Genomic DNA, 21,239 nt, shown 5'->3' with positions numbered 1-21,239 from the left:
CTATTGGAGGGAAATGCGTGAAATACGTTAGCAATATGGTAGCCAGTTTCGAAAAGAAACTGGCTATTATCCTCATGTTTGCAATGGCTGTGATTGTAGCGGCTGCCGTTGTTTTTCGATATGTATTCAATAACCCTTTATTCTGGGCTGGAGAGGTATCGATTTTCTTGTTGATTTACATAACGTTCATCGGTGGCAGTCTCGGCTTGAAATATAAGACTCAGGCATCTGTAACGCTGATTACAGATTATCTGCCAGAGAAAATTAATAAATGGGTGGCTGTACTTGCTCATATTTTTATGCTCTTATTCATGGCGATTCTATTATTCTATTGTTTTACCTGGATTACATCATCATCTGTAGCAATCCAAAGGTCGAGTGCGATTTTGCTTCCAATGTGGATTCCTTATGCAATCCTGCCGATTGGGTTGCTGTTCGCGACGATTCATTTAATCAGTAATTTGTTTGATATCATGCAAAATCAGCATATTGATCGTGAAATTCCAACAAATCTCCATGCTGCTGCAAAGGAGAGTGAAGAATAATGATGGCACTGGTTATTTTAGCATTCATAGTCTTTCTGTTAATGGGGATACCTATCTCGCTTGTGCTTGGAATGACAACAATCGTTTACTTCTTGGTGACTGGCAATACCATGCTGCTCGAATCGACTCCCCAGCGGCTGTATTCAGGGATGGAGAACTTCGGGTTGTTAGCGATTCCGTTATTCATGCTGACAGGTGAGTTGATGAATAGTGGCGGGATCACCAACAGGCTTGTAGTATTTGCAAGAATGCTAGTCGGTCATGTCCGCGGCGGGCTTGCTTATGTAACGGTTATCGCCAATATGTTCCTTGCTTCGATTCTTGGATCGGCGAATGCCCAGGCTGCGATGATGAGCAAGGTGATGGTACCTGAGATGGAAAAAGAGGGTTATAGCCGGGAATTTTCATCGGCTTTGACACTCGCAAGCTCTATCGTTGCGCCGATCATTCCACCGAGCATGATTTTCATCATTTATGGAACTTTGTCTGGAACGTCGATTGGCGGTTTGTTCATGGCCGGGATTATTCCAGGGACGATTTTTGGTGTCGGTTTTGTCTCTTTAATCGCCTATTTGGGATATAAGCATAATTTCCCGCGCAGTGAAAGAGCCAGCTTAAGCGCTATTTTTAACTCTTTTCTGAAGGTACTGCCGGCTATTTTGGTTCCATTTGTCATTACTGTCGGGATTTTAAGCGGGGCTTTCACAGCAACAGAATCGGCTGCAGTCGCTAGTGTGATTGCATTCATAGTCGGCATGTTTTTTTACAAAGAATTGAAGTGGAAGAGCTTGTCGAAGATTTTGGTGAACACAGTAATTGGGACGGCTACAGTAACCTTTTTGATTGCAATGGCTAATTTGTTCGGCTGGCTGATTGCTTTTGAACAAATCCCGCAATTGATTGCGAACTCGATGCTGTCCATTTCGGATAACCCGTTTGTATTCCTGCTGCTTGTTAACATTTTCTTGTTACTAATCGGGACATTGCTAGATGGAATCGCGGCTCTGATTATCCTTGTTCCAGTGTTGATGCCTTTGGTTACAGGGTTCAATATCGATCCAATCCATTTCGGCGTGATTATCTGTATCAACCTGACAATCGGGTTGTTGACACCGCCAGTTGGAACAGGACTGTTCATCGTGTCCTCCATCGCCGAAGTGAAATTCGAGCGCTTGATCAAAGCCGTTACACCAATGCTTTTAATCGGAATCGCCATGCTCTTCATCGTCACCTACTGGGAACAAACAACTTTGTTCATACCACGATTGCTAGGATTCTAATTCGGGCGGTGCCTGTCACCACCCGAAATTTGTCGATAAGGGAGTTGTTGCTATGCCGATTATTCAGGTACAAGTTCTTGAAGGTCGAAGTGATGAGAAAATAAAAGAATTGATTGCCGGAATAACTGAAACCGCGGTCCGAACGCTGGAAGTGAAACCTGAGCAAGTACGAGTGATAGTCCAGACGGTGCCTGATAAGTACTGGGGCGTTGGCGGAGTTACGAAGGACGAGATAAAATCCCAACTCTGAAAAAAGAGTTGGGATTTTTTAGGGGATTAATTAAAGGGTTTTGATTTACAAAAGCGAATAGTTAAGAATGTTAGATTGCGACTTGTGATAGGAAAAAAGGAGTGATTGTATTGTTAAACAGTGTTTGTGTAATAACGATTAAGGTTGGGGACATGGAAAAAACACTTGAATTCTATAGTAAGGTGCTGGATTTTGAGGTGTTAAGGCAATATGGCGAAAATATTGTGTCATTAGTACATAACGAGATCCCAATTGTATTGGAAAAATCAGATGAAGATAGTACATCCATTGGCCAGAAGGTTTTATTGGGAATCCTCTCTGAGAATATCGATGAAGATGTTGATATTCTTCGCGGTAAGGGTGTGAAAATTCTGTTTGACGAATCCAGACCGTGCCCGCCGGGAAGGTATAATGTGATTGAAGATCCGTTCGGCAACAAACTCGAGCTTGTTGAGTTTTCGAATTTTAAGTAATATTTCGAGGCTCCATAAGTTGGAGGTTTCCGATCTGTTCTTGATAGAGGTAACCCCGTAATGAACAAATAGAAGAACCACCTTCACAATAGGTGGTTCTTTCGCATTTATTCAGTTGGTTTCTCACCATTTGCAATATCCGCAGCGTATGGAAGAATTCCTTCCGCTTCTATGCCGAATGTATCGATTTCCTGGGAATGAAGGACTGTGCCGTCTTTATCAAGAACAGCAAAGCCTCTAACTGCTATTGGAGACTCAGGGTCCAACATGTTTGTTTTCTTGATCAATTTCAGTTTCTCATCAGAGATGACTGGATAATCAAGTCCCAACTCTTCTTTCATCGCTTTATGTTCCTTTACAGACGATGCGCTTACTGCGTATATGTTTCCTGGAAACTGGCTGAATGAATCTTTCCGGCTCTGCAGCTCGACCAGCTGCGATTTACAGAAGTCTCAACCAACTCCTGTAAAAAAGAATACCAGCGCAGGCTCTTCCATATTTTCAAAGGATACTTCCTCACCGTTTTCATCAGGCAGGGAAAGGCCAGTTGATTCAGATTTATCTTCAGAACAGCCGCTTAGGAAAGCTCCTATCATCAGTAACATCATTAAAAAACCTAGTTTCTTCACGGTGCACCTCCTTATGTATTTTCTTCAGTATATATTGTTTTGCTGAAAACTCATTATACCATTTATGGAGAATTTGTAGCGAATGGACAACTCCTTCCTCCTAAATTCCTATTTTTAATTAAAAAGAGCCTTCCCATTTAGTTAAAATTCAGAAAATATGTTAAAATTATAATTAGTAACAGGTCATAATATCTAGTATTTAATTTGGAGGGACTGCATTGCTGACGAACCACCTGGATTTTCGACTCGAGCCAAGGATTAGAGAACTTTACGAGGAGCATAAGAAGCGTGCTGAAAAAATCGATTGGGGTTATCATGAATTTTTGCCATGGGATAAAGCAATGGATTTCAAGCGAGTGCCATGGGATGAAAGCCAGATTACACTGCCAGCACCAGTAATCACTGCAGTTGAAACAGCGCTGTTAACCGAGGTGAACCTCCCATGGTTTACTTCTTATCTGGATCAAACATTTAAAGGGTCATTATCGGTCATCAAAGATTTTGTCCATACATGGACGGCAGAAGAGGACCAGCACTCAAATTTGCTGGAAACGTATCTGTTAATAACCAGAAATGTTGAACCGATGCGACTACATCAATTACATAAAATGACATTGGAGAATGGCTGGGATCCTGATTTTCATACGCCATTTGAGACGATGGTCTACACCTCGATGCAAGAGCTGGCGACGATGGTGTTTTACAATAATGTCGCGAAGGTGGCGGGTCCGCATGATCGGGAATTGGCCACGCTTCTCCGCCGCCTTGCAAAGGATGAGACGCTTCACTACGCATTTTATCGAGATGTCATCAAATACCACCTGGAATTAGAACCTAATTATTGCTACTACTTGGGCAATGTCATCATGAACTTTAAAATGCCAGGTGCCGTCATGCCAGATTTTGAAGACCGGATGGCCATCATAGCTAAAGAGGCGAATTACGGTCCACTGGAATATTTCGATCAAGTCCTCGATGTCATCGTTGACTATTGGGATATCGAGAACCTCAGGCCGATCGCACCTGAAGCGGAAAAAGCACGACTGGACATTTTGAATTACCATGCGCGCTTGAAAAGGGTCAGGGAGAGGTTTTATAAAAATAAATAGAAAAAATGGAACCAGCATTGTTGATTTCTGGTTCCATTTTTATTTCCTAAAGGTATTTTCCAATTTTTGCAGAATAGTTTATGGAAAACTTGTAAAAAGGAGCTTTTATGTATAAGGGAATGCTACTATTTACCGGAGGCTTAATCATGTATATGGCAGGCATCTATTTATCTACTAAATGGACCGCTGTTGGAGCAGCTATTGGCGTTTTAGGCGGGATGTTAATGGGTGCAAGCTCCTATTTTTATATTACGAAAAGAAAGAATCAATAAAGGATTCCATTACTTTAAATTCGCGTAATGTTCGTTAAATACCTTGAACAGCCTTTCATCGCCACCGCGGTCGGGATGGAGGGCTTTGAGGATTTTCTTGAATTCTTTTCTAAGCACCTGGCCATCTGTATTTTGTTTTAGACCTAACATTTCTTCCATTTGCGAAGGGTCAGTGCCTGATGCTTCGATTTGTGCATTCAGCATTTTTTTCAGCGTCCTTACCTTGGATTGCTCAATATGTAATCGTGTGGTCAGCAATTCCACCTGTTCATTAAGCAAGTTATTCTCCCGTTTAGAACTTTCCAGCTGTGCGGTGAAACTGTCGTTATGTTTTTGGATAATGAAGTCTGTCAGGTCTTTAGGATGAATTTTGTACGAAGCATTTCTTCTATTAGCCTGTTCGGCTTTTAAAAGTCCTTTTTCAATCCACATCAAAACATCTTGATCATCAGCATCTATTCCGTATGAAGTTAACTGTTCTGCAGCCTCTTTGATTGTCAGCATCTAATTGCCTCTCTTATATAAAAATAATCAGACAAATCTATCATACCATTGAATTTTTTCAGAAAAAGAACAGAAGTGTGACATTGTGTTACATACAAATCCTCATCTGAAAATAAAATGGATTTATATCGAAAAGGCAGGTGTAAAAAATGGTGTTTAACATGAATGATGCAATCGAAATCCTGGAACGGACGCCTGGAACTTTGGAGGCTTTGTTATCAGGATTATCAGAAGGCTGGATTTCCAGCAATGAAGGGGAGGGAACTTGGAATCCTTCCGAAGTAATCGGACATCTCGTCGACGGTGAAAAATACAATTGGATCCCAAGACTTAAAATCATGTTGGCGAAAACAGATGATAGAAATTTCCCTGCTTTCGATCGTTTTTCACATTTAAAGGACTATGCGCATCTGACAATTGAGGAAAAGCTTAGTGAATTTACTTCCTTGAGGAAGGAAAATATCAAGAACCTGAAGGAACTGATCGTTGATGATAAGCAGTTTGTTTTGACGGGAATCCATCCGGAATACGGGGAAGTAGAGGCAAGACAACTAATCGCTACATGGGCAGTACATGACTTAACGCATTTATCGCAAATAACCAGAGTTTTAGCGAAAAGGTATACACAAGAAGTTGGTCCATGGAAAAGTTATCTGGGGATTTTGAAAAAATAATTTGTAAGTATTCATTTCTAAGCGCTCAAAATTAAACCCCTGCGAATTTCACAGGGGCTCTTCTTTATCTTATCGCACCGTGCGGCAACACGGCATGCACACCTTTAACCCCGTTTACTACCTGGGTAACTCTCAAATCGACTGTCATACTGGCCAGTGCAAGAGCCTCTGCACGTTCCATCCCATGAAGTTCTCGCAAAAGTGAAACCATTTCATCCAGTGCCTGTCCGGCAGCAAGATTCAAGTCTTCATTAAAGCCAAAGGTAAGCCATCCCGCTGGTGTGTTTGCCCGCGGCATTTTCAATTGAAGATCCTCTCTGACAGTCAGGGTGATATCGACTAAGTCCATTGGGCACTCAATGGCCGTGCCGGAAACTTCTCCGTCCCCTTGCGCAGCGTGTCCATCACCAATTGAAAACAATGCCCCATCAACTGAAATAGGCAGATACAATGTGCTGCCTCTTTTTAGCTCTTTACAGTCGATATTTCCGCCGCAATAGCGTGGAGGAGATGTATGATGTACACCTAGTTCTGCTGGTGCGACTCCCATCAAGCCGATGAATGGATTGAGCGCAACATTTAATGAACGAGAACCAACTTCCGTTCTAGCTGTCATTGTGTCACTGTCCAATTCCCAATCAAGGCGAATTCTCTCAGACCCTGTTAGACCTACTGCATCATTTTGCCAGCTCTTCTTGCCGCCTGCCCAATTTGTGCCATACCATCCTGGTACGACATCGTTCAATTTTACTTCAAGAACCATTCCGGCTTTTGCTCCGTTAACTTCAATCGGCCCGATCATCGGGTGGAGTGGAGTCTCTTCTTTTACGGCAGACGTGAAAAATTGTCTCTCATTGCCTTTTGATTCAGAGTAGCCCCATTCAATATCGGGCGTTTGCATGCGAACGCTGTCTCCTGAATCCACTTTAAGAACGGGTTTATATTCATTGCTAAAAGAACCGTGAAGGTTTTCGGATTTCAGTTGAATTTTATGGATCATAGCTGCAACTCCTTATGCGATTTCATTTTTAACAATCTCAGCTTTAGGTTTTCTTTTAAAAAGCCTCGGGTTCGTTCCAATATATACTCCTGATAATACGAGAGCAGCTCCGATTGCATGAGCGACTGTAAAATTTTCACCTAAAAACAGGGTAGCCATTATTACAGCAGATACTGGCATCACATTGATGAAAATCGATGCCTTCGCGGCGCCAACTTCTTTGATTCCGTTGTAGTACATGACGAACGAGACAACCGTAACCAAAACGCTCATATGAATAATCGCAAACCAGGTGGTACCAGTTGCCTGCTGAACATCCTGCCATGATGTTTCTGCAAGGGCAAAGGGCATCAGGAAAAGGGTGCCGAAAGCGACGGCATAGGTGGTAGACTCGACCGAACTGAACTTTTTCAAAACAACTTTCCCAACGACACTGTATAATGCCCAGCTAACGACTGCGCCCATAAGTACAAAGTCAATTGGTTCAAATCCAAGCTTGAACAAGCTCAGCAGATGTCCTTCGGTAATGATGAAAAAGGCTCCTGACAGGGCGATTGCCAATCCAATAACATTATTCCGTGTGATTGTTTCTTTTAAAAACAAAGCCGATAAAAGCACAATCAAGACCGGATTGGAGGCGATGAATAGCGAGCTTTTGATCACCGGTGCATGCTTGCTGGCCAGGAAAAAGAAAATGTTATACAGCGCAATGCCTGTCAGTCCGAGGACCGCGAACAAGCCAATATCCTTCAGATTAGGTTTCTTAATATTTTTCTCCATCAGGAACATCAGTGGGAAAAGGAGAATCACTGCTCCAAAAAACCGGAAGAACGCTACCGTTGCTGGTTCAAAGCTTTCTACAGCAAATTTACCCGCAATGAATGCACTGCCCCAGGTTGCCGTCGCAAAAGTTAGCATTCCATATGTAACCAATAATTTTTTGTCCATTGCATTCCCTTCAATCTTTTAAATTATTTAAATAGTATTGTAGCATCTTTTTCGAAAAGCGAAATAGTTTTTTGAAAATACATGCAAAAAAGAAACTTTACGGTAGGAGGTACAAATAGTTGGGACAAAATGGTAAAATAGTATAGAAGGGAGTGATTACATGCCATGGCTTGAATTCTTTTTTCTTATTGTATCGATCCTTGCCATAGTAGCATCATCTAAGTTTGTTTTAAGGAAAGTGTTTAATATAAAAAAAGTGAAAAAGAAAATATTTTCCTATAATCATATTAATCGTACTCACCGCATTGTAGATTGGATGGTCAGAATTACGGCAGCAACTTTTTATTTGATTTTCATGTATCGGGTATACTTCCATGACTTTTCAGTGAATCTGTTACTTTTCATCATGACCTTGATCATATCATCGGAAAGCTTTGTCCGGGCATTCTTTGAATGGAAATATACTGCTGATCCTAAGCAATCAATCCTGTCACTTGGAGAAGGCGTCATTCTTATTTTGATTGTACTGGGGATCATTCAATTTGATGTGTTGAATAGACTATTTCTGTAAAAACAAGGAATGGTTTAAGGTCATGATTATGGACCCCAGTAATTATAATTTTTTCGAATAAGGTACCTTTGAAGGTGTCAAAAAGAGTGAAAAGAGCGAATATATCTATACATTTAGTCCATTAGGTCTTCAAGAGGGAAAGAAAGTGCGTGGCGATAGCAAAATAGAAGAATAGATTTTTAGATTGGTGGTAGTTCTTTATGATAAAAAGTAAACGAAACTTTGTCATTGCTATTATTCTGTTTCTTTTTTCTATGGCATTGAATTTTCCTTTTCCTCATGAATATCCAGTCGGGCAGGATGTTTTCTCAGCGTTGAACATACCTCTAAAGTCAATCAACGGGCTGCATTATGTTGGGATTACTTCATTGACTCTTCTAATTATCAGTCTTTATTTCCTTGGGCGGTCACTCAAAATGTATCATAACAGAATGGTCTTAATTGCCATTTTGCTTGCGTTCTTCCTTCCTCTGGAACTTGTCAGTGCCTACCAAAAAACCCTGGCCTCAGGTATTAATGCTGTTCACTATGACCGGGAAAACAGCCACTGCACCTTCGAAATGAAAAATGATACCACATTGTCCGCTTCATGCGATCTGCCATTCGAAAATTACAATAATGGACCCGTCCAATTCAACATTAAATTCTATGAAAAATACCTATTCGAAGGTGAAACACCACTGCTTTCCCTGATGAATGAAGGAGGTCCATATAATGTAATCCTAAATGGGAAAGAGAGAGAAATAGTAACCATTGAAACCGAGATCGATCTATCCCAATTAGAAGTAGAATCAATGAGCGGGGAAGCCTGGGAGGTTAATGTAATGATTAAAGATAAGGGGAAAGTTAGGAAGTTGTGAGGATCAATAAAACTTAGCACACATTCAGTTGCAGAATGTGTGCTTTTATTATGCAAAAAAAGATGGAAAATGTCGTTTGCTGGCGCAACTTTTAAGGGAACCAATTGGTGCTAGCCAGCATGGAGTACAATGGTACAACTTCCATTTACCTATTTAGATAGAAAGCTAGTAAAAAAAGTTCCATAAAATTTGTTTTTCTAATAGCTCCTGATTTCTTATACATATATGTGTATAAAAATAATAATTTAACCCTTCAATTACTGATGTAATCGGACTCAATCCATAACAAAAATATCTCAGGATAATTAGAAGATTGTCCATATCTATCTGTAATTTTATTCGAGGATAGTTTTATATTTTAAATATTAAAAATATTCTAAATATAGTCTTTACAAACTTTTTAGCCTGTTATATAGTGTTACCAATATCAAGGACCAAGCGAAGGGGTGGTATTTTGATTCAAAGTGTTAACAGTTTACAGTCGACAATTTTTACAGAAAAAGTTGTTCTGGTTACTGGTGCAGCCCATGGCATTGGCAAAGGAATCTGCGAAGCATTTCTCAGGCATGGAGCAACAGTAATAGGTACAGACATATTGGATCAAGAACTTGTAGAAGTAAAAACGGAACTTAATGAATGGCTTAATCTGAAAAAAAAATCTAACCGTTTTGATACATATACATGCGACATCACAGAAGTGGAAAGTGTGAAACAGTTAGTGGATTCCACGATCCAAAAATTTAACAAGATCGATATATTGGTAAACAATGCTGGAGGTGTATGTGGACAAATTCATCAACCAGTAGAAGAAGTAACTCCTGATCAATGGAGAAAGATATTTGCTGTTAATCTGGACGCCGCTTTTTATACGACAAAGGAAGTTGCGCCTTACATGAAAAAGCAGAATTATGGACGGATTATTAATATCTCAAGTGGAGCAGGGCGCAGCACAAGTCTGACTGGAATCCAGGCATATGCCAGTGCAAAGGCTGGACAGATTGGATTCACAAGGCAAATGGCTCAAGAACTTGGTCCCTATGGAATAACGGTCAATAACGTAGCGCCTGGATTTGTAATATCGAATCCGTCAACAAAGAAGCAGTGGGAAAGAATGACGATGGAGGAGCAAGCAAATCTGGTCAAATCGATATCGGTTAAGCGACTTGGAGAACCTGAAGATATTGCTCATCCGGTTTTATTTTTCGCCTCAGACTTTGCAAGCTATGTGAGCGGCCAAACCATTTCAGCGGATGGCGGACAACAACTTTTTTAGGAGGAGTCGAATGGAAATCACAGTGATTGGTGCAGGCGCGATTGGCGGTGTGCTAGGAGCTCATCTTGTGAGAGCGGGCAACAAAGTAACTTTTTGCGATAAAGATTTGGAACATGTTGATGCCATGAATAGCCGCGGTCTTAGAATCGAGGGGCCTGATGAAACCTTTATCGTTGAATGCGATGCCTATACACCCGAACAACTAGTTAAAAAAAAGCCAGTTCTGGATATGGTGTTCCTCTGTGTTAAGGCACAGCATACAAAAGAAGCTCTGAAACCATTTATACATCTTGTTGGAGATGAAACCAAAGTTGTTTCTTTCCAAAATGGGTTATGCGAAAACGAGATTGCCAGCTTGATAGGAAGAGATAAAACGATTGGCTGCTTTGTTAATTTTTCAGCAGATTACTTGGAGCCGGGCAGGATCCTGTATGGCGGAGTTGCAGCGCTCTATCTTGGTGAATTGGATGGGGAAATCAGCCAGCGAGTCACTGATTTGCAAAAGGTTCTTGAATGCTGGGGGCCAGCCCAGGTTACGGATAACATTTGGGGCTATCTCTGGGGGAAAATGTCCTATGCTGGCCTTTTATACGCAACGGCTTTAGTTGATGAAACCATGGCGGCTGTTGTAAGAAAAATGGATCTTAGGGAAACATTGATGGAACTTTGCTCCGAAATACTGGAGGTTGCAGATAAGGAAGGAGTCAAGCCAATCGGTTTTGATGATTGGGTCCCTGGGCTTGTATACCCTAGAGAAACTCGTGATCAGCAACTGCTCGATAATCAGCTGGAAAAACTCGCGCAAAGAATGGCGGCAAACAAGAAAACAAAAAGCGGTATCTGGAGAGACTTGGCTGTCAGAAAAAGAAAAACAGAAATTGATTCACAGTTAGTCCCCATTTTAGATATGGGAGCAACCCATCAAGTACCAATGCCGTTGACGGAAATGCTCGTGAGTTTTATCAAAGAGATAGAATCCGGTTCAGCTCAAATGGATTGGGATCACTTATATAAATTAAAAGGACTATACGAAAGCGGAGAAAAGATATGCAGTTAAACCATGAAAATCTATCTGATCATGTAGCGAAAATCATTAGGAAAATGATTCTGAATGGATCATTGAAGCCTGGCGAAAAAGTGAACCAAGCCCAGCTTGCTGAAAGTCTTAATATATCACGTGGCCCGATAAGAGAGGCTCTGAGATTACTTCAAAATGAAGGGTTAATTAAACATGAAACTAATAAGGGAACTCATGTTTCGACACTTTCTTCTCAGGATGCCTATGAAATATATACACTTAGGGCTTTGCTGGAAGCAAAAGCTGCAAGCCTCGCGATCCCCAATTTAATAGATAAAGATTTTGGCAGACTTGAACTGCTCCTGGAAGAATTCCAGAATGCCATGGATGAGAGGGACTTAGAAACGGAGGCAAGATGTGATATAGACTTTCATAGCTTGATCGTCAGTGCTTCCCGGCATAAAAGATTGATGCACATGCATCAGCAATTGGACACACAAGTTGGAGCGATGTTTTTGACTGTAGCCAACAAGCTTCCTGCGAGAGCGGCGCTTGTTGTAGAAAACCACAGAAAATTGCTTGATGCTTTGAAGTCAAAGGATGCAGATAGAGTCAGCAGGGAGTTTTCCGATCATTATGTTCACGCATTGAACGAACTAAAAGAGGTAAAAGGCCTTCTGACAATATAAAGGTGGTGTTTATATGTTACTAGAACTGAATAACGTGTCACTTTCTCTTAAGAGAGATGGAAAACACGTGAAAATCTTAGACGGGATTTCTCTTCAGGTCAATAAAGGAGAGACAGTAGGGATTGTAGGTGAGTCAGGCTGCGGGAAAAGCATGACAGCATTATCGGTTATGCGCCTTTTACCTGAAAAAGCGAAGCTTGAAGGTGTTGTTCAACTTGATCATGAAGATATAACATCCTATTCAAAGAGGAAAATGGAGAAAATTAGAGGCAATAAAATGGCGATGATTTTCCAGGATCCGCTAACGTCATTGAACCCTCTTCATACTGTAGGCAGACAGATTGAAGAGACACTGATTCTTCATACAGATTTAAATAAGGAGCAGCGGAAACGTAGAGTGATTGAACTATTGAATGAAGTAGGATTGCCGAGAGCAGATGAAATTGCTTCCGAATATCCTCATCAATTATCTGGCGGGATGAGACAGAGAATCATGATAGCGGTTGCCATGGCATGCAACCCAAGTCTATTGATTTGTGATGAACCAACAACTGCTCTTGATGTCACCGTTCAAGCACAAATCCTCGATTTAATGAACCATCTTAAAGATGTTAACGAGATGGGAATTATTATGATTACCCATGACCTCGGTGTAGTTGCTGAGGTATGTGACCGCGTTATTGTTATGTATGCCGGCAAAATTGTCGAGCAGGCCAATGTCAAGGAACTATTCATCAATCCTAAACACCCTTATACAAAAGGTCTTCTAGAATCAATACCGAAACTTGGAGTTAAAAAAGCAAAGCTTGGTTCTATTCCTGGGATGGTTCCATCACCAGATAAAATGCCGAAGGGCTGTCGGTTCTATGAACGCTGCAGTTCAGCAATGGAAGTATGCAAGGGTACGACCCCTCCAATGAACAGTGTAGGAGATGACCATATTGCAGCTTGCTGGCTATACGAAGAAAAGGGGGGAGAAATGAATGGCTCTTCTGGAAGTGAAGGACTTGAAGCAACACTTCACAATTAAAAAGGGATTCCTGGGCGAAAAGAAAAAAGTGAAAGCGGTGGATGGAGTAAGCTTCCACATTGAGCAGGGGGAAACATTAGGGATTGTTGGCGAATCTGGCTGCGGAAAATCAAGTCTGGGCCGTACAATCCTCCAGTTAATAAAACCGACTTCCGGAGATATCTTTTTCGGCGGGAAAAATATTACCCATCTTCCGAGGAAGGAAATGAAGGAATTGCGGAAGGATATGCAAATTGTGTTCCAAGACCCTTATGCTTCCTTAAACCCAAGAAGTACAGTTCGTACGATCCTTGAAACCCCGTTGATCGTCCATGGTGTAGGAAATAGACAGGAAAGGATGAAAGTGGTTGAAGGTCTGATTGATAAGATTGGCATTCGCAAAGACCAGCTTGACCGTTATCCGCATGAATTTTCAGGCGGACAAAGACAAAGAATCGGGATTGCACGGGCACTCACTTTGAATCCGAAACTAATTATCGCTGATGAACCTGTATCTGCACTTGATGTTTCGGTTCAGTCCCAGGTTCTGAATCTTATGGTGGATTTGCAAAAGGAACTTAACTTAAGCTATATGTTCATTTCTCATGACCTTTCTGTTGTACAGCATATTTCCGACAGAGTAGCTGTTATGTATTTAGGAAAAATAGTTGAAATCGCTGATGTTGAAGAATTGTACAGGAATCCGCTGCACCCTTATACAAAGGCACTGCTGACAGCTGTACCAATTCCGGATCCGACAAAAAAGCGAGACAGAATCATTTTGCAGGGAGACCTGCCAAGTCCAATTAACCCTCCGACAGGCTGTGCATTTCATACACGTTGTCCTGTTGCAACTCCTGAATGTAAAGAGGAATCTCCTGAACTCAGGGAAAAAGCAATGGGTCACTGGGCTTCATGTATACATGTACATCCTAAGCAGAGTGAGAAGACAAAGATTAATATTTCTTAACTTAAAGGAGGCGGGGTAGGTGGACGCACTTCGGTACACGGTAAAAAGGATTCTGCTCATGATTCCGATTTTAATTGGTATTAGTATATTGACTTTCTTTATCTCGAATACGATTCCCGGCGATCCCGCTCGTTTGGCGGCTGGTCCATATGCAGATGCGAAGGTAATCGAGGAACTGCAGGAAAAAATGGGCCTTAATGATCCTGTGTATGTACAGTATTTCAATTACATGAAAAATTTGCTTCAAGGGGATCTCGGTAACAGTAACTACTCTCATCAGCCGGTAATGGAGGATATCAAACAATATTTTCCGGCAACTCTTGAATTAACATTCTTCTCGATGTTTATCACGATATTAATCGGAATACCTTTGGGTGTCATAAGTGCGAGCAAGAAGGATAAAGTAGCCGACCAATTTGCAAGGGTCATGGCACTTATCGGGGTAGCGATGCCAGCCTTCTGGCTCGGAATCATCTTTCTTTTATTCTTCTATCTGAAGCTCGGGGTTCTGCCCGGTTCAGGACGGTTGGATACTGGTCTGTCCCCTCCAGAGACGATTACTGGAATGTACACGATTGACGCATTGCTTACAGGAAATTGGACAGTGTTCAAATCGGCAGTGATCCATTTAATACTCCCAGGGATTACCCAGGCAGCTGTAACCATTGGGATGATTACTAGAATGACAAGGTCTTCCATGCTGGAAGTGTTAAGAAGCGATTACATCAGAACCGCCTTTGCAAAAGGTGGGTCAGAAAAGCGAGTACTTTACGGCCATGCATTGAGAAATGGAATGATGCCGATCATGACGCTCCTTGGGATGACCTTTGGCCATTCGCTGGGCGGAAGTGTCCTTGTTGAGTCGGTGTTCTCGTGGCCAGGTCTTGGTAAGTATGCGGTCAATGCCATAACATATCTGGATTTTCCAGCTGTTATGGCCGTCACGATCTTAATCGCCGTACTCTTCATTCTCGTAAACCTTATTATCGATATACTCTATCAGGTTGTCGATCCTCGACTTAACTATGATTAAAGCTGTTTACGTAAAAATTATTGTTAAAATCCTAAGGCCGATTTTAACGTGATAAGAAGCCGTTTTGTAGTTCGGAATTAAGTGTGCAGGCTCTTTTCTGATAATTGGCTTAAAATTTGCAAAAAAATAGGTCATTCAATCCGATTTTGTAGCCAAAAGCAACAAAGTTAGAGAAAGAGCCTTGATTAAAAGGAGGCAGTAAAAGTGGGCAGACGGATTTTACAAAGTCCTTTAACAGTATTAGGGATTTTCCTGGTAGCAATGATCATTATTCTGGCTATATTCGCACCATGGATAGCGCCTAGGGATCCTTTGGAGGTAAACCTGGGACAAAAATTGCTGCCGCCAAGTTCAGAGCATTGGTTCGGGACGGATGAAGTAGGTAGAGATATATTAAGCCGGATTATTTTCGGAACAAGGATCTCTTTAAAAATTGGATTAATGGTCGTTTTAATCTCATTTCCAATTGGCACCATCCTTGGAGCCATCGCAGGTTATGTCGGTGGCATGGTGGACCAGATTATCATGAGGCTTACTGATATTTTTCTTAGCTTCCCGGGAATCATCCTATCAATGTCCATTGCTGCTGCTCTCGGACCATCGATTGAAAATGTCCTGCTTGCATTAGCGATTACCTGGTGGCCTTGGTATACAAGGATTGTACGCTCTTCAGTCCTGTCAATTAAGAGCTCTGAATTTATCGAATCAGCTAAGGCAATCGGAGCAAACCCTTTTAGGATTCTGTTTAAAGAAATCATCCCTAACGCGATTGCTCCTGCAAGCATCCAGGCGAGCCTTGATTTAGGATTCGTCATCCTGGCTGCAGCTGGACTAAGTTTTATCGGCTTGGGAGCCCAGCCTCCATCACCTGAGTGGGGAGCAATGCTATCCTCGAGCAGAGAAATACTGCGGGATGCCTGGTGGGCAGCGACCTTCCCAGGTTTAGCAATCCTGTTGACAGTCTTAGGTTTTAACTTATTGGGTGACGGCATGAGAGATCTGCTAGACCCTAAAAACAGGTAATTACATTTCTTTGAAAGGGGTGATTCTTGCCTTTTAAAGCTTTGCAAGTAAAAAATCCATTAAAAATCTGGGGGGAAACAAATGAAGAGGAAGAGTATCTTATTTAAAGTGATGACCATGGCCCTGATACTGTTACTTGCTTTGACTGGATGTAATAAGTACAACCAAGAGACGACAACTACACCAGCAGAAGGAAAGAAAGAGGAAAAGAACGAGACGCCAGCAGAACCACAGGGTTCGGGTAATCCAGAAGTCTTCAATTTCGCCACCAACCAGGATATACCACACCTTGACCCACATGGCACTGCTGCTAATACTTCGTTCCGCGTAACTTATATGCTATATGATCGTCTCGTTACTTATGATGGAACAGACACTGAAGTAAAACCTCAACTTGCTGAAAAATGGGATGTTTCCGATGATGGTTTGACCTACACTTTCTACCTGAATAAGGAAGCTAAATTCCATGATGGATCTCCAGTAACGGCAGAAGCTGTAAAGTATTCATTCACTCGTGCAATTGATATTGGAAAATCGGCTGCTGGACAGTTTAAAAAAGTTATCTCAAAGGATAGCTTCGAGATTGTTGACGACCATACAATTAAGATTACTCTTGAAAAGCCATTTGCACCTTTCATCAAAACACTTGGTACTGTTTTTGCCAATATCGTCAATCCAAAGCTTGCTGAAAATCACGGCGATGATTTAGGTGAAAGTTACCTTGCAGATAAGGGATATGGTTCTGGACCATACATTCTTGAAAGCTGGGATCGCGGCCAGAAGATGGTTTTAAAAGCAAATGAGAATTACTGGGGAGAAGTACCTAAATTAAAAACTGTCAACATCATGATTGTCAACGAGCCTTCAACTGCAAGATTAATGCTTGAAAAAGGCGAAGTAGATTTGCTGGATTATTCTATGCTTTCACCTGATGTCATGAAGCAGATGGAAGGTACGGAAGGAATCGACATCATCACACAGCCTGGATATCAGATTGACGATATCGCGATTAACATGGAGAAGAAACCTCTTGATAATGTGAAGGTGCGCCAGGCATTGGCACACGCTGTAAACTACGATTCTATCAATAATGATATTCTTCTTGGAGCTGGTAAGCGTATCGGCGGAATCATCCCTGAAGGAATGTTTGGTTATAACCCTGATGTGAAGCAATATGATTTTGACCTTGATAAAGCAAAAGCACTTCTGGAGGAAGCAGGACTGGGAGACGGTTTTGAAACGGAAATCCTCATTTCCGAGAATAATGAAGTCCGTAAGAATATTGCAGTCATGATGCAATCTGACTTCAAAAAGATTGGCGTTGACCTGAAAATCAAGACATTGGCATGGCCGACATTCCTTGAAACTGTCACTTCAGGAGGCCATCAATTAGCACTGGCAGCATGGACACCAGATTATGCAGACCCGGATTACAACCTCTGGTACTTTGCTCATTCTACTAGCAAAGGTCCAGGATTCAACCTTGCGTTCTATGAAAACAGCAAAGTCGATCAGCTATTGGAGGAAGGCCGAAAGACTGTAGATGAAGGCAGACGCGAGGAAATCTACAAGGAAATCCAGTCAGTCATGAGCGAAGAAGTACCATATATCTTCCCTGCACAGCGTCTTGTTCAGGCTACTCAAAGATCATGGGTGAAAGGGTATGAAATCAACCCAATGAACACATGGTATGTTCCGTTCCAGAAGATGACGAAAGAATAACTCCAGTAAAACGACCGCAGGACTTTATTGTATGCGGTCGTTTTATTCAAATCAAACTTAGGTGTTAGGACAGTGTGAAAGATTGAGAACATGGAAGATGGTTCGATTGTGCTTTTCAGATTTCAGTACTGGCCGACAGATCCTATAACAGCCGCAGGTGGTGAATGATGGAGCAGTTGTTTGATTTATCAATTTTGCAAGTAGCTGATTTATACAGGCGAAAAGAACTTTCACCGGTTGAGTTAATCGGAAGCACTTTTGAAAGGCTTAAAGAAGTTGACCTTGAACTGAGCAGCTTTATTACGATCCTGGAATCTGAAGCTATGGAAGCAGCGAAAGAAGCTGAGGCTGCTTTTTCAAGAAATGAAGAGAGGCATATTTTATTTGGCATTCCATATAGCGTGAAAGATCTCTATTTTACAAAGGGAGTCAGGACAACGTGCGGATCCCGAATTTTGAAGGATTATATACCTGATTACACAGCGCCCCTGGTATCAATTTTGCAGAATTGCGGTGGAATTCTCATTGGTAAAACGAATATGCTGGAGTTTGCCTATGGAATTGTTCACCCGGATTATGGGCAGACAAACAATCCGTGGAATGTGACAAAGACTGCTGGAGGATCTAGCGGTGGTTCGGCTGCATCGGTAGCTGCCGGGATTGGGTTATTTTCACTGGGTTCAGATACGGGAGGATCAATAAGAATCCCTGCTTCTTATTGTGGGATTGCTGGTCTTAAACCGACATATGGTTTGCTGCCGATTGATGGCGTATTTCCATTATCGCCCTCACTTGATCATGCCGGTCCGATGGCTAAAACTTCGGAAGATTTAATGGTTGTTATGGAAGCACTTGTACCGGGTTTTCACTCTGCAAAACTACGGAAAAATGAAAATGTGAATATCGGAATCCTTCCAGCTGACCAGATTTCAGATATTAAAGAAGAGGTAGCAAGCATTTATATCAATGCATTGGAACAGGTAAAGAAACTTGGATGGAATGTACAGGAAATTGAGTTGAAGTACTTTTATTTTACAGAAGAGATCGTTATGAATGTGCTTTTACCGGAAGCGGCTTCAATTCATGAAAAATGGCTTCCGAGGAAAGATGGGTATGCTCCTTTAACTTATAAACAAATCGAAGCTGGTCTTGAACATCGGACTCTTGATTACTTGAAAGCGAAAAATGAATTAGTGAGTGCGAGAAAGGATGTGGATGGGGTATTGGAAAACATAGATTTTTTGCTCATGCCAACTGTTCCTTATCCTGCACCTGAAGAGGACCCAGCCCTTGAGGAAGATAACGAAATGAAATTTACCGGGTTATTCAATGTTACAGGACATCCAGCTATTACGATTAACGCAGGTTTTACAAAGAATAATCTTCCTGTTGGACTGCAGCTTGTAGGAAGACGTTTTGACGACAAAAGACTGATTGAAACAGCAGCTAAACTAGAAAAACTGTTGGCCAAATCAATGAAAGGAATCAAAATGAATGTCTGATATTTTAAATTACCTTAAGGAACACAGTACCTCCATCACTGACACTTTGCTTAGGTTGACAAAAGCCGAATCTCCTTCCCATACAAAAGCACTGGTGGATGAGTGCGGTAAGATCCTCAGAGAGGAATACCAGAGACTGGTAGGCAGTTCAGTTGAAATGATTGAAAAAACTGAAGTAGGAAATCAATACAAATTTACATATGGAACAGGAGGCGAGGAAGGGCAGATTTTGGTAATTGGCCACATGGACACAGTTTGGGATGTGGGGGCACTAGAAATAAAACAGGAAGGAAACCTGCTTTATGGCCCAGGGGTCTTTGATATGAAAGGCGGCCTTACGATTACAATATGGGCAATAAAGGCATTGAAGGAAACGGGTGCTCTGCTAAACAGGAAAATCACCTTCCTGGTAACTACAGATGAGGAAGTAGGAAGTACCCATTCAAAGGAAATCATCCTAGCAGAAGCAGAAAAAAGCTCCGTCGTATTTGTCCCGGAATCAAGTATCGGCCCGGATGGTGCTGTAAAAACCGAAAGAAAAGGAGCCGCGCAGTTCCTAATGAAAGTGGAAGGGGTTTCCGGGCATGCAGGGATCAATGCGTGGGATGGTGCCAGTGCAATCGAAGAGCTCGCTTATCAAATACTGGATCTGAAGAAACTAGAAAATCGCGAGGAAGGAATTTCGGTTAATGTCGGTGTCGTGAATGGCGGAACCCGAGGGAATGTCATTGCTAAGGAAGCAGTTGCAGAAATTGATGTTCGGATCACTAAAAAGGCTCAGGCAGAAAGGATTTCAGAAGCAATATTGAACAGGCCTGTTTTTGTAAAAGGAACAAAGGTCGAGGTTCTTGGGGAAATCGACCGATATCCTCTTGAACGGACGGAGGCTGTGATTCAATTATATGAGGATCTGAAGGGGATTGCTTCATCACACGGATATGTACTGAAGGAAGGGTCATCAGGGGGAGCGAGTGACGGCAACTTTACCTCAGGGATTGGCATCCCGACTATCGATGGGCTGGGCCCGCTTGGCGATGGAGCCCACACAGAGAAGGAGCATGTTGATTTATCTAATCTCCCATACAGATCTGCACTGCTGGCTGAGATTATCCAAAGATATGCAAACAAATAAGACGGGAGGGCTTGCATTATGTACATGATGGATTTAACAGCTTCTAAATTCAAAGAGATAAAAAAGTCTCTAGACACTGTATTGCTGCCAATTGGGATGATTGAAATGCATGGACCTCATTGTTCACTCGGAACGGATGTATGGATTCCACGTGAGTTTGTCCGACGGCTTGACCAGAGGATTGGAGACCGAGTATTGATGGCTCCTGAAGTTGCTTACGGTCATTCTTGGGGTCTAGCTCCATTTGAAGGAACGATTGATATTTCTGCTGAGGCCTTTTCTCAATATGTCTATGAAATTGGGAAGGAGTTTCATCGGAACGGTTTTGAACAAATTGTCTTGTTCAACGGGCACGGAGGCAATATTCCAAGCTTGACGACTGTAGCCGAAAAGCTTGCTGACCTAGGGATCAAGGTTTTAACCATCAATTGGTGGGTGGATTACCGGGAGCAAATCCTAGAAATCACAAAAGGACCTGGCCATGGTGGAGAAGACGAGACTTCATTAATTCTTGCCATTGATGAGAAGCTTGCGGATCCTAGTCTTGCTGGTGACCATCAGGTAAATATGAATCCGAAAATCAAGTATGAAAAATCAGGAAAGCAGCTTTTTAAGGATGGCTATCTAGGCAATGCTGGCGCGGCAACAGCTGAAAAAGGCGAAAGATTATATGAAATGATGCTGGAGCTTGTCTTATCTGATATTGAGGATCTATGGAGAGTGGCATATGAATCGGTCAATTAAGGAGGAAAA

At 41.9% G+C, this 21,239-nt stretch carries 24 protein-coding genes and 1 pseudogene; 20 read left to right on the top strand and 5 right to left on the bottom strand.

Features of this window, described 5'->3' with window-relative positions; genetic code table 11:
- Positions 1-17: 17 nt before the first annotated feature.
- The 4 genes from J7E32_RS03690 to J7E32_RS03675 all read left to right on the top strand — a co-directional run bounded on the left by J7E32_RS03690 (position 18) and on the right by J7E32_RS03675 (position 2,548).
- On the top strand, positions 18-545 hold the full coding sequence (locus tag J7E32_RS03690) for a TRAP transporter small permease (protein WP_214903722.1): 528 nt from the start codon (positions 18-20) through the stop codon (positions 543-545).
- Positions 545-1,825: a TRAP transporter large permease gene (locus J7E32_RS03685; RefSeq protein ID WP_214903720.1), complete on the top strand. Its 1,281-nt coding sequence runs from the start codon at positions 545-547 to the stop codon at positions 1,823-1,825. Before J7E32_RS03690 ends, J7E32_RS03685 begins: the two co-directional genes overlap by 1 nt.
- 52 nt (positions 1,826-1,877) lie before the next feature.
- The gene (locus tag J7E32_RS03680; RefSeq protein WP_214903717.1) at positions 1,878-2,075 is read left to right on the top strand and encodes a 4-oxalocrotonate tautomerase; all 198 of its coding nucleotides are present in this window, start codon (positions 1,878-1,880) and stop codon (positions 2,073-2,075) included.
- Positions 2,076-2,185: 110 nt separating this feature from the next.
- A complete protein-coding gene (locus tag J7E32_RS03675) occupies positions 2,186-2,548 on the top strand; it encodes a VOC family protein (RefSeq protein ID WP_214903714.1) in 363 nt (120 codons plus the stop codon).
- Positions 2,549-2,655: 107 nt separating this feature from the next.
- On the opposite strand, the pseudogene J7E32_RS03670 reads toward J7E32_RS03675, so the two are convergent.
- Together J7E32_RS03670 and J7E32_RS03665 are read right to left on the bottom strand one after the other, a co-directional pair.
- Positions 2,656-2,985 (bottom strand): annotated as a pseudogene (locus tag J7E32_RS03670) (redoxin domain-containing protein); the annotation flags it as partial.
- Between the two features lie 15 nt (positions 2,986-3,000).
- Positions 3,001-3,177, bottom strand: a complete 177-nt coding sequence (locus J7E32_RS03665; protein ID WP_214903711.1) for a hypothetical protein — start codon at positions 3,175-3,177, stop codon at positions 3,001-3,003.
- A gap of 218 nt (positions 3,178-3,395) precedes the next feature.
- On the opposite strand from J7E32_RS03665, the gene J7E32_RS03660 reads away from it, so the two are divergent.
- The gene (locus J7E32_RS03660) at positions 3,396-4,286 is read left to right on the top strand and encodes an acyl-ACP desaturase (protein ID WP_214903708.1); all 891 of its coding nucleotides are present in this window, start codon (positions 3,396-3,398) and stop codon (positions 4,284-4,286) included.
- A 107-nt stretch (positions 4,287-4,393) separates the two neighbouring features.
- Complete coding sequence (locus tag J7E32_RS03655; protein WP_214903705.1) at positions 4,394-4,558, top strand: hypothetical protein; 165 nt, start codon at positions 4,394-4,396, stop codon at positions 4,556-4,558.
- Positions 4,559-4,567: 9 nt separating this feature from the next.
- Here the strand turns inward: J7E32_RS03655 and J7E32_RS03650 are convergent, their stop codons facing one another.
- Positions 4,568-5,062, bottom strand: coding sequence for an Asp-tRNA(Asn)/Glu-tRNA(Gln) amidotransferase subunit GatB (locus tag J7E32_RS03650; protein ID WP_214903703.1), 495 nt, complete (start codon positions 5,060-5,062; stop codon positions 4,568-4,570).
- A gap of 149 nt (positions 5,063-5,211) precedes the next feature.
- Between J7E32_RS03650 and J7E32_RS03645 the strand changes: the two genes are divergently transcribed.
- Positions 5,212-5,736 carry a DinB family protein gene (locus J7E32_RS03645; RefSeq protein WP_214903701.1) on the top strand — a complete coding sequence of 175 codons (525 nt, stop codon included), beginning with the start codon at positions 5,212-5,214 and terminating at the stop codon, positions 5,734-5,736.
- Positions 5,737-5,800: 64 nt separating this feature from the next.
- Here the strand turns inward: J7E32_RS03645 and J7E32_RS03640 are convergent, their stop codons facing one another.
- Together J7E32_RS03640 and J7E32_RS03635 are read right to left on the bottom strand one after the other, a co-directional pair.
- Positions 5,801-6,736 (bottom strand): acetamidase/formamidase family protein, encoded by a 936-nt coding sequence (locus J7E32_RS03640; RefSeq protein ID WP_214903699.1) that lies wholly within the window; start codon positions 6,734-6,736, stop codon positions 5,801-5,803.
- 12 nt (positions 6,737-6,748) lie between these two features.
- Complete coding sequence (locus tag J7E32_RS03635) at positions 6,749-7,684, bottom strand: DMT family transporter (protein ID WP_214903697.1); 936 nt, start codon at positions 7,682-7,684, stop codon at positions 6,749-6,751.
- Between the two features lie 160 nt (positions 7,685-7,844).
- On the opposite strand from J7E32_RS03635, the gene J7E32_RS03630 reads away from it, so the two are divergent.
- The 13 genes from J7E32_RS03630 to J7E32_RS03570 all read left to right on the top strand — a co-directional run bounded on the left by J7E32_RS03630 (position 7,845) and on the right by J7E32_RS03570 (position 21,230).
- Positions 7,845-8,255 carry a DUF4181 domain-containing protein gene (locus tag J7E32_RS03630; RefSeq protein WP_214903695.1) on the top strand — a complete coding sequence of 137 codons (411 nt, stop codon included), beginning with the start codon at positions 7,845-7,847 and terminating at the stop codon, positions 8,253-8,255.
- 200 nt (positions 8,256-8,455) lie between these two features.
- Positions 8,456-9,115 carry a hypothetical protein gene (locus J7E32_RS03625; RefSeq protein WP_214903693.1) on the top strand — a complete coding sequence of 220 codons (660 nt, stop codon included), beginning with the start codon at positions 8,456-8,458 and terminating at the stop codon, positions 9,113-9,115.
- 454 nt (positions 9,116-9,569) lie between these two features.
- Positions 9,570-10,388, top strand: a complete 819-nt coding sequence (locus J7E32_RS03620; protein WP_286182649.1) for an SDR family NAD(P)-dependent oxidoreductase — start codon at positions 9,570-9,572, stop codon at positions 10,386-10,388.
- 10 nt (positions 10,389-10,398) lie between these two features.
- Positions 10,399-11,445, top strand: coding sequence for a ketopantoate reductase family protein (locus tag J7E32_RS03615; RefSeq protein WP_214903691.1), 1,047 nt, complete (start codon positions 10,399-10,401; stop codon positions 11,443-11,445).
- Positions 11,436-12,095: a GntR family transcriptional regulator gene (locus J7E32_RS03610; RefSeq protein WP_214903689.1), complete on the top strand. Its 660-nt coding sequence runs from the start codon at positions 11,436-11,438 to the stop codon at positions 12,093-12,095. The genes J7E32_RS03615 and J7E32_RS03610 overlap by 10 nt, the downstream gene beginning before the upstream one ends.
- Before the next feature lie 13 nt (positions 12,096-12,108).
- Positions 12,109-13,125 (top strand): ABC transporter ATP-binding protein, encoded by a 1,017-nt coding sequence (locus J7E32_RS03605; RefSeq protein ID WP_214903687.1) that lies wholly within the window; start codon positions 12,109-12,111, stop codon positions 13,123-13,125.
- Complete coding sequence (locus tag J7E32_RS03600; RefSeq protein ID WP_214903684.1) at positions 13,079-14,074, top strand: ABC transporter ATP-binding protein; 996 nt, start codon at positions 13,079-13,081, stop codon at positions 14,072-14,074. Before J7E32_RS03605 ends, J7E32_RS03600 begins: the two co-directional genes overlap by 47 nt.
- A gap of 19 nt (positions 14,075-14,093) precedes the next feature.
- The gene (locus tag J7E32_RS03595; RefSeq protein WP_214903669.1) at positions 14,094-15,107 is read left to right on the top strand and encodes an ABC transporter permease; all 1,014 of its coding nucleotides are present in this window, start codon (positions 14,094-14,096) and stop codon (positions 15,105-15,107) included.
- A 204-nt stretch (positions 15,108-15,311) separates the two neighbouring features.
- Positions 15,312-16,130 carry a nickel transporter permease gene (nikC, locus tag J7E32_RS03590; protein WP_214903666.1) on the top strand — a complete coding sequence of 273 codons (819 nt, stop codon included), beginning with the start codon at positions 15,312-15,314 and terminating at the stop codon, positions 16,128-16,130.
- Positions 16,131-16,211: 81 nt separating this feature from the next.
- A complete protein-coding gene (locus J7E32_RS03585) occupies positions 16,212-17,852 on the top strand; it encodes an ABC transporter substrate-binding protein (protein ID WP_214903664.1) in 1,641 nt (546 codons plus the stop codon).
- Positions 17,853-18,016: 164 nt separating this feature from the next.
- A complete protein-coding gene (locus J7E32_RS03580) occupies positions 18,017-19,354 on the top strand; it encodes an amidase (protein ID WP_214903661.1) in 1,338 nt (445 codons plus the stop codon).
- Entirely contained in the window at positions 19,347-20,486 is a 1,140-nt protein-coding gene (locus tag J7E32_RS03575; protein WP_214903659.1) for a M20 family metallopeptidase, read from the top strand. Before J7E32_RS03580 ends, J7E32_RS03575 begins: the two co-directional genes overlap by 8 nt.
- A gap of 18 nt (positions 20,487-20,504) precedes the next feature.
- Positions 20,505-21,230: a creatininase family protein gene (locus J7E32_RS03570; RefSeq protein ID WP_214903656.1), complete on the top strand. Its 726-nt coding sequence runs from the start codon at positions 20,505-20,507 to the stop codon at positions 21,228-21,230.
- Positions 21,231-21,239: the final 9 nt, after the last annotated feature.

This window comes from Bacillus sp. ISL-55 (assembly GCF_018613155.1).
Taxonomy (GTDB): Bacteria; Bacillota; Bacilli; order Bacillales; family Cytobacillaceae; genus Mesobacillus.
Note: the sequence above shows the minus strand (reverse complement) of the source record. Positions and strands in the feature narration are given on the sequence as shown.

What these genes read in the sequence shown, in the direction of transcription:
- J7E32_RS03615 (WP_214903691.1), top strand. Translation starts at nt 10,399, where the DNA reads ATGGAAATCACAGTGATTGGTGCAGGCGCGATTGGCGGTGTGCTAGGA.
- J7E32_RS03645 (WP_214903701.1), top strand. Translation starts at nt 5,212, where the DNA reads ATGGTGTTTAACATGAATGATGCAATCGAAATCCTGGAACGGACGCCT.
- J7E32_RS03630 (WP_214903695.1), top strand. Translation starts at nt 7,845, where the DNA reads ATGCCATGGCTTGAATTCTTTTTTCTTATTGTATCGATCCTTGCCATA.
- J7E32_RS03635 (WP_214903697.1), bottom strand. Translation starts at nt 7,684, where the DNA reads ATGGACAAAAAATTATTGGTTACATATGGAATGCTAACTTTTGCGACG.
- J7E32_RS03625 (WP_214903693.1), top strand. Translation starts at nt 8,456, where the DNA reads ATGATAAAAAGTAAACGAAACTTTGTCATTGCTATTATTCTGTTTCTT.
- J7E32_RS03680 (WP_214903717.1), top strand. Translation starts at nt 1,878, where the DNA reads ATGCCGATTATTCAGGTACAAGTTCTTGAAGGTCGAAGTGATGAGAAA.
- J7E32_RS03580 (WP_214903661.1), top strand. Translation starts at nt 18,017, where the DNA reads ATGATGGAGCAGTTGTTTGATTTATCAATTTTGCAAGTAGCTGATTTA.
- J7E32_RS03575 (WP_214903659.1), top strand. Translation starts at nt 19,347, where the DNA reads ATGTCTGATATTTTAAATTACCTTAAGGAACACAGTACCTCCATCACT.
- J7E32_RS03585 (WP_214903664.1), top strand. Translation starts at nt 16,212, where the DNA reads ATGAAGAGGAAGAGTATCTTATTTAAAGTGATGACCATGGCCCTGATA.
- J7E32_RS03650 (WP_214903703.1), bottom strand. Translation starts at nt 5,062, where the DNA reads ATGCTGACAATCAAAGAGGCTGCAGAACAGTTAACTTCATACGGAATA.
- J7E32_RS03605 (WP_214903687.1), top strand. Translation starts at nt 12,109, where the DNA reads ATGTTACTAGAACTGAATAACGTGTCACTTTCTCTTAAGAGAGATGGA.
- J7E32_RS03600 (WP_214903684.1), top strand. Translation starts at nt 13,079, where the DNA reads ATGGCTCTTCTGGAAGTGAAGGACTTGAAGCAACACTTCACAATTAAA.
- J7E32_RS03610 (WP_214903689.1), top strand. Translation starts at nt 11,436, where the DNA reads ATGCAGTTAAACCATGAAAATCTATCTGATCATGTAGCGAAAATCATT.
- J7E32_RS03685 (WP_214903720.1), top strand. Translation starts at nt 545, where the DNA reads ATGATGGCACTGGTTATTTTAGCATTCATAGTCTTTCTGTTAATGGGG.
- J7E32_RS03570 (WP_214903656.1), top strand. Translation starts at nt 20,505, where the DNA reads ATGTACATGATGGATTTAACAGCTTCTAAATTCAAAGAGATAAAAAAG.
- J7E32_RS03655 (WP_214903705.1), top strand. Translation starts at nt 4,394, where the DNA reads ATGTATAAGGGAATGCTACTATTTACCGGAGGCTTAATCATGTATATG.
- J7E32_RS03640 (WP_214903699.1), bottom strand. Translation starts at nt 6,736, where the DNA reads ATGATCCATAAAATTCAACTGAAATCCGAAAACCTTCACGGTTCTTTT.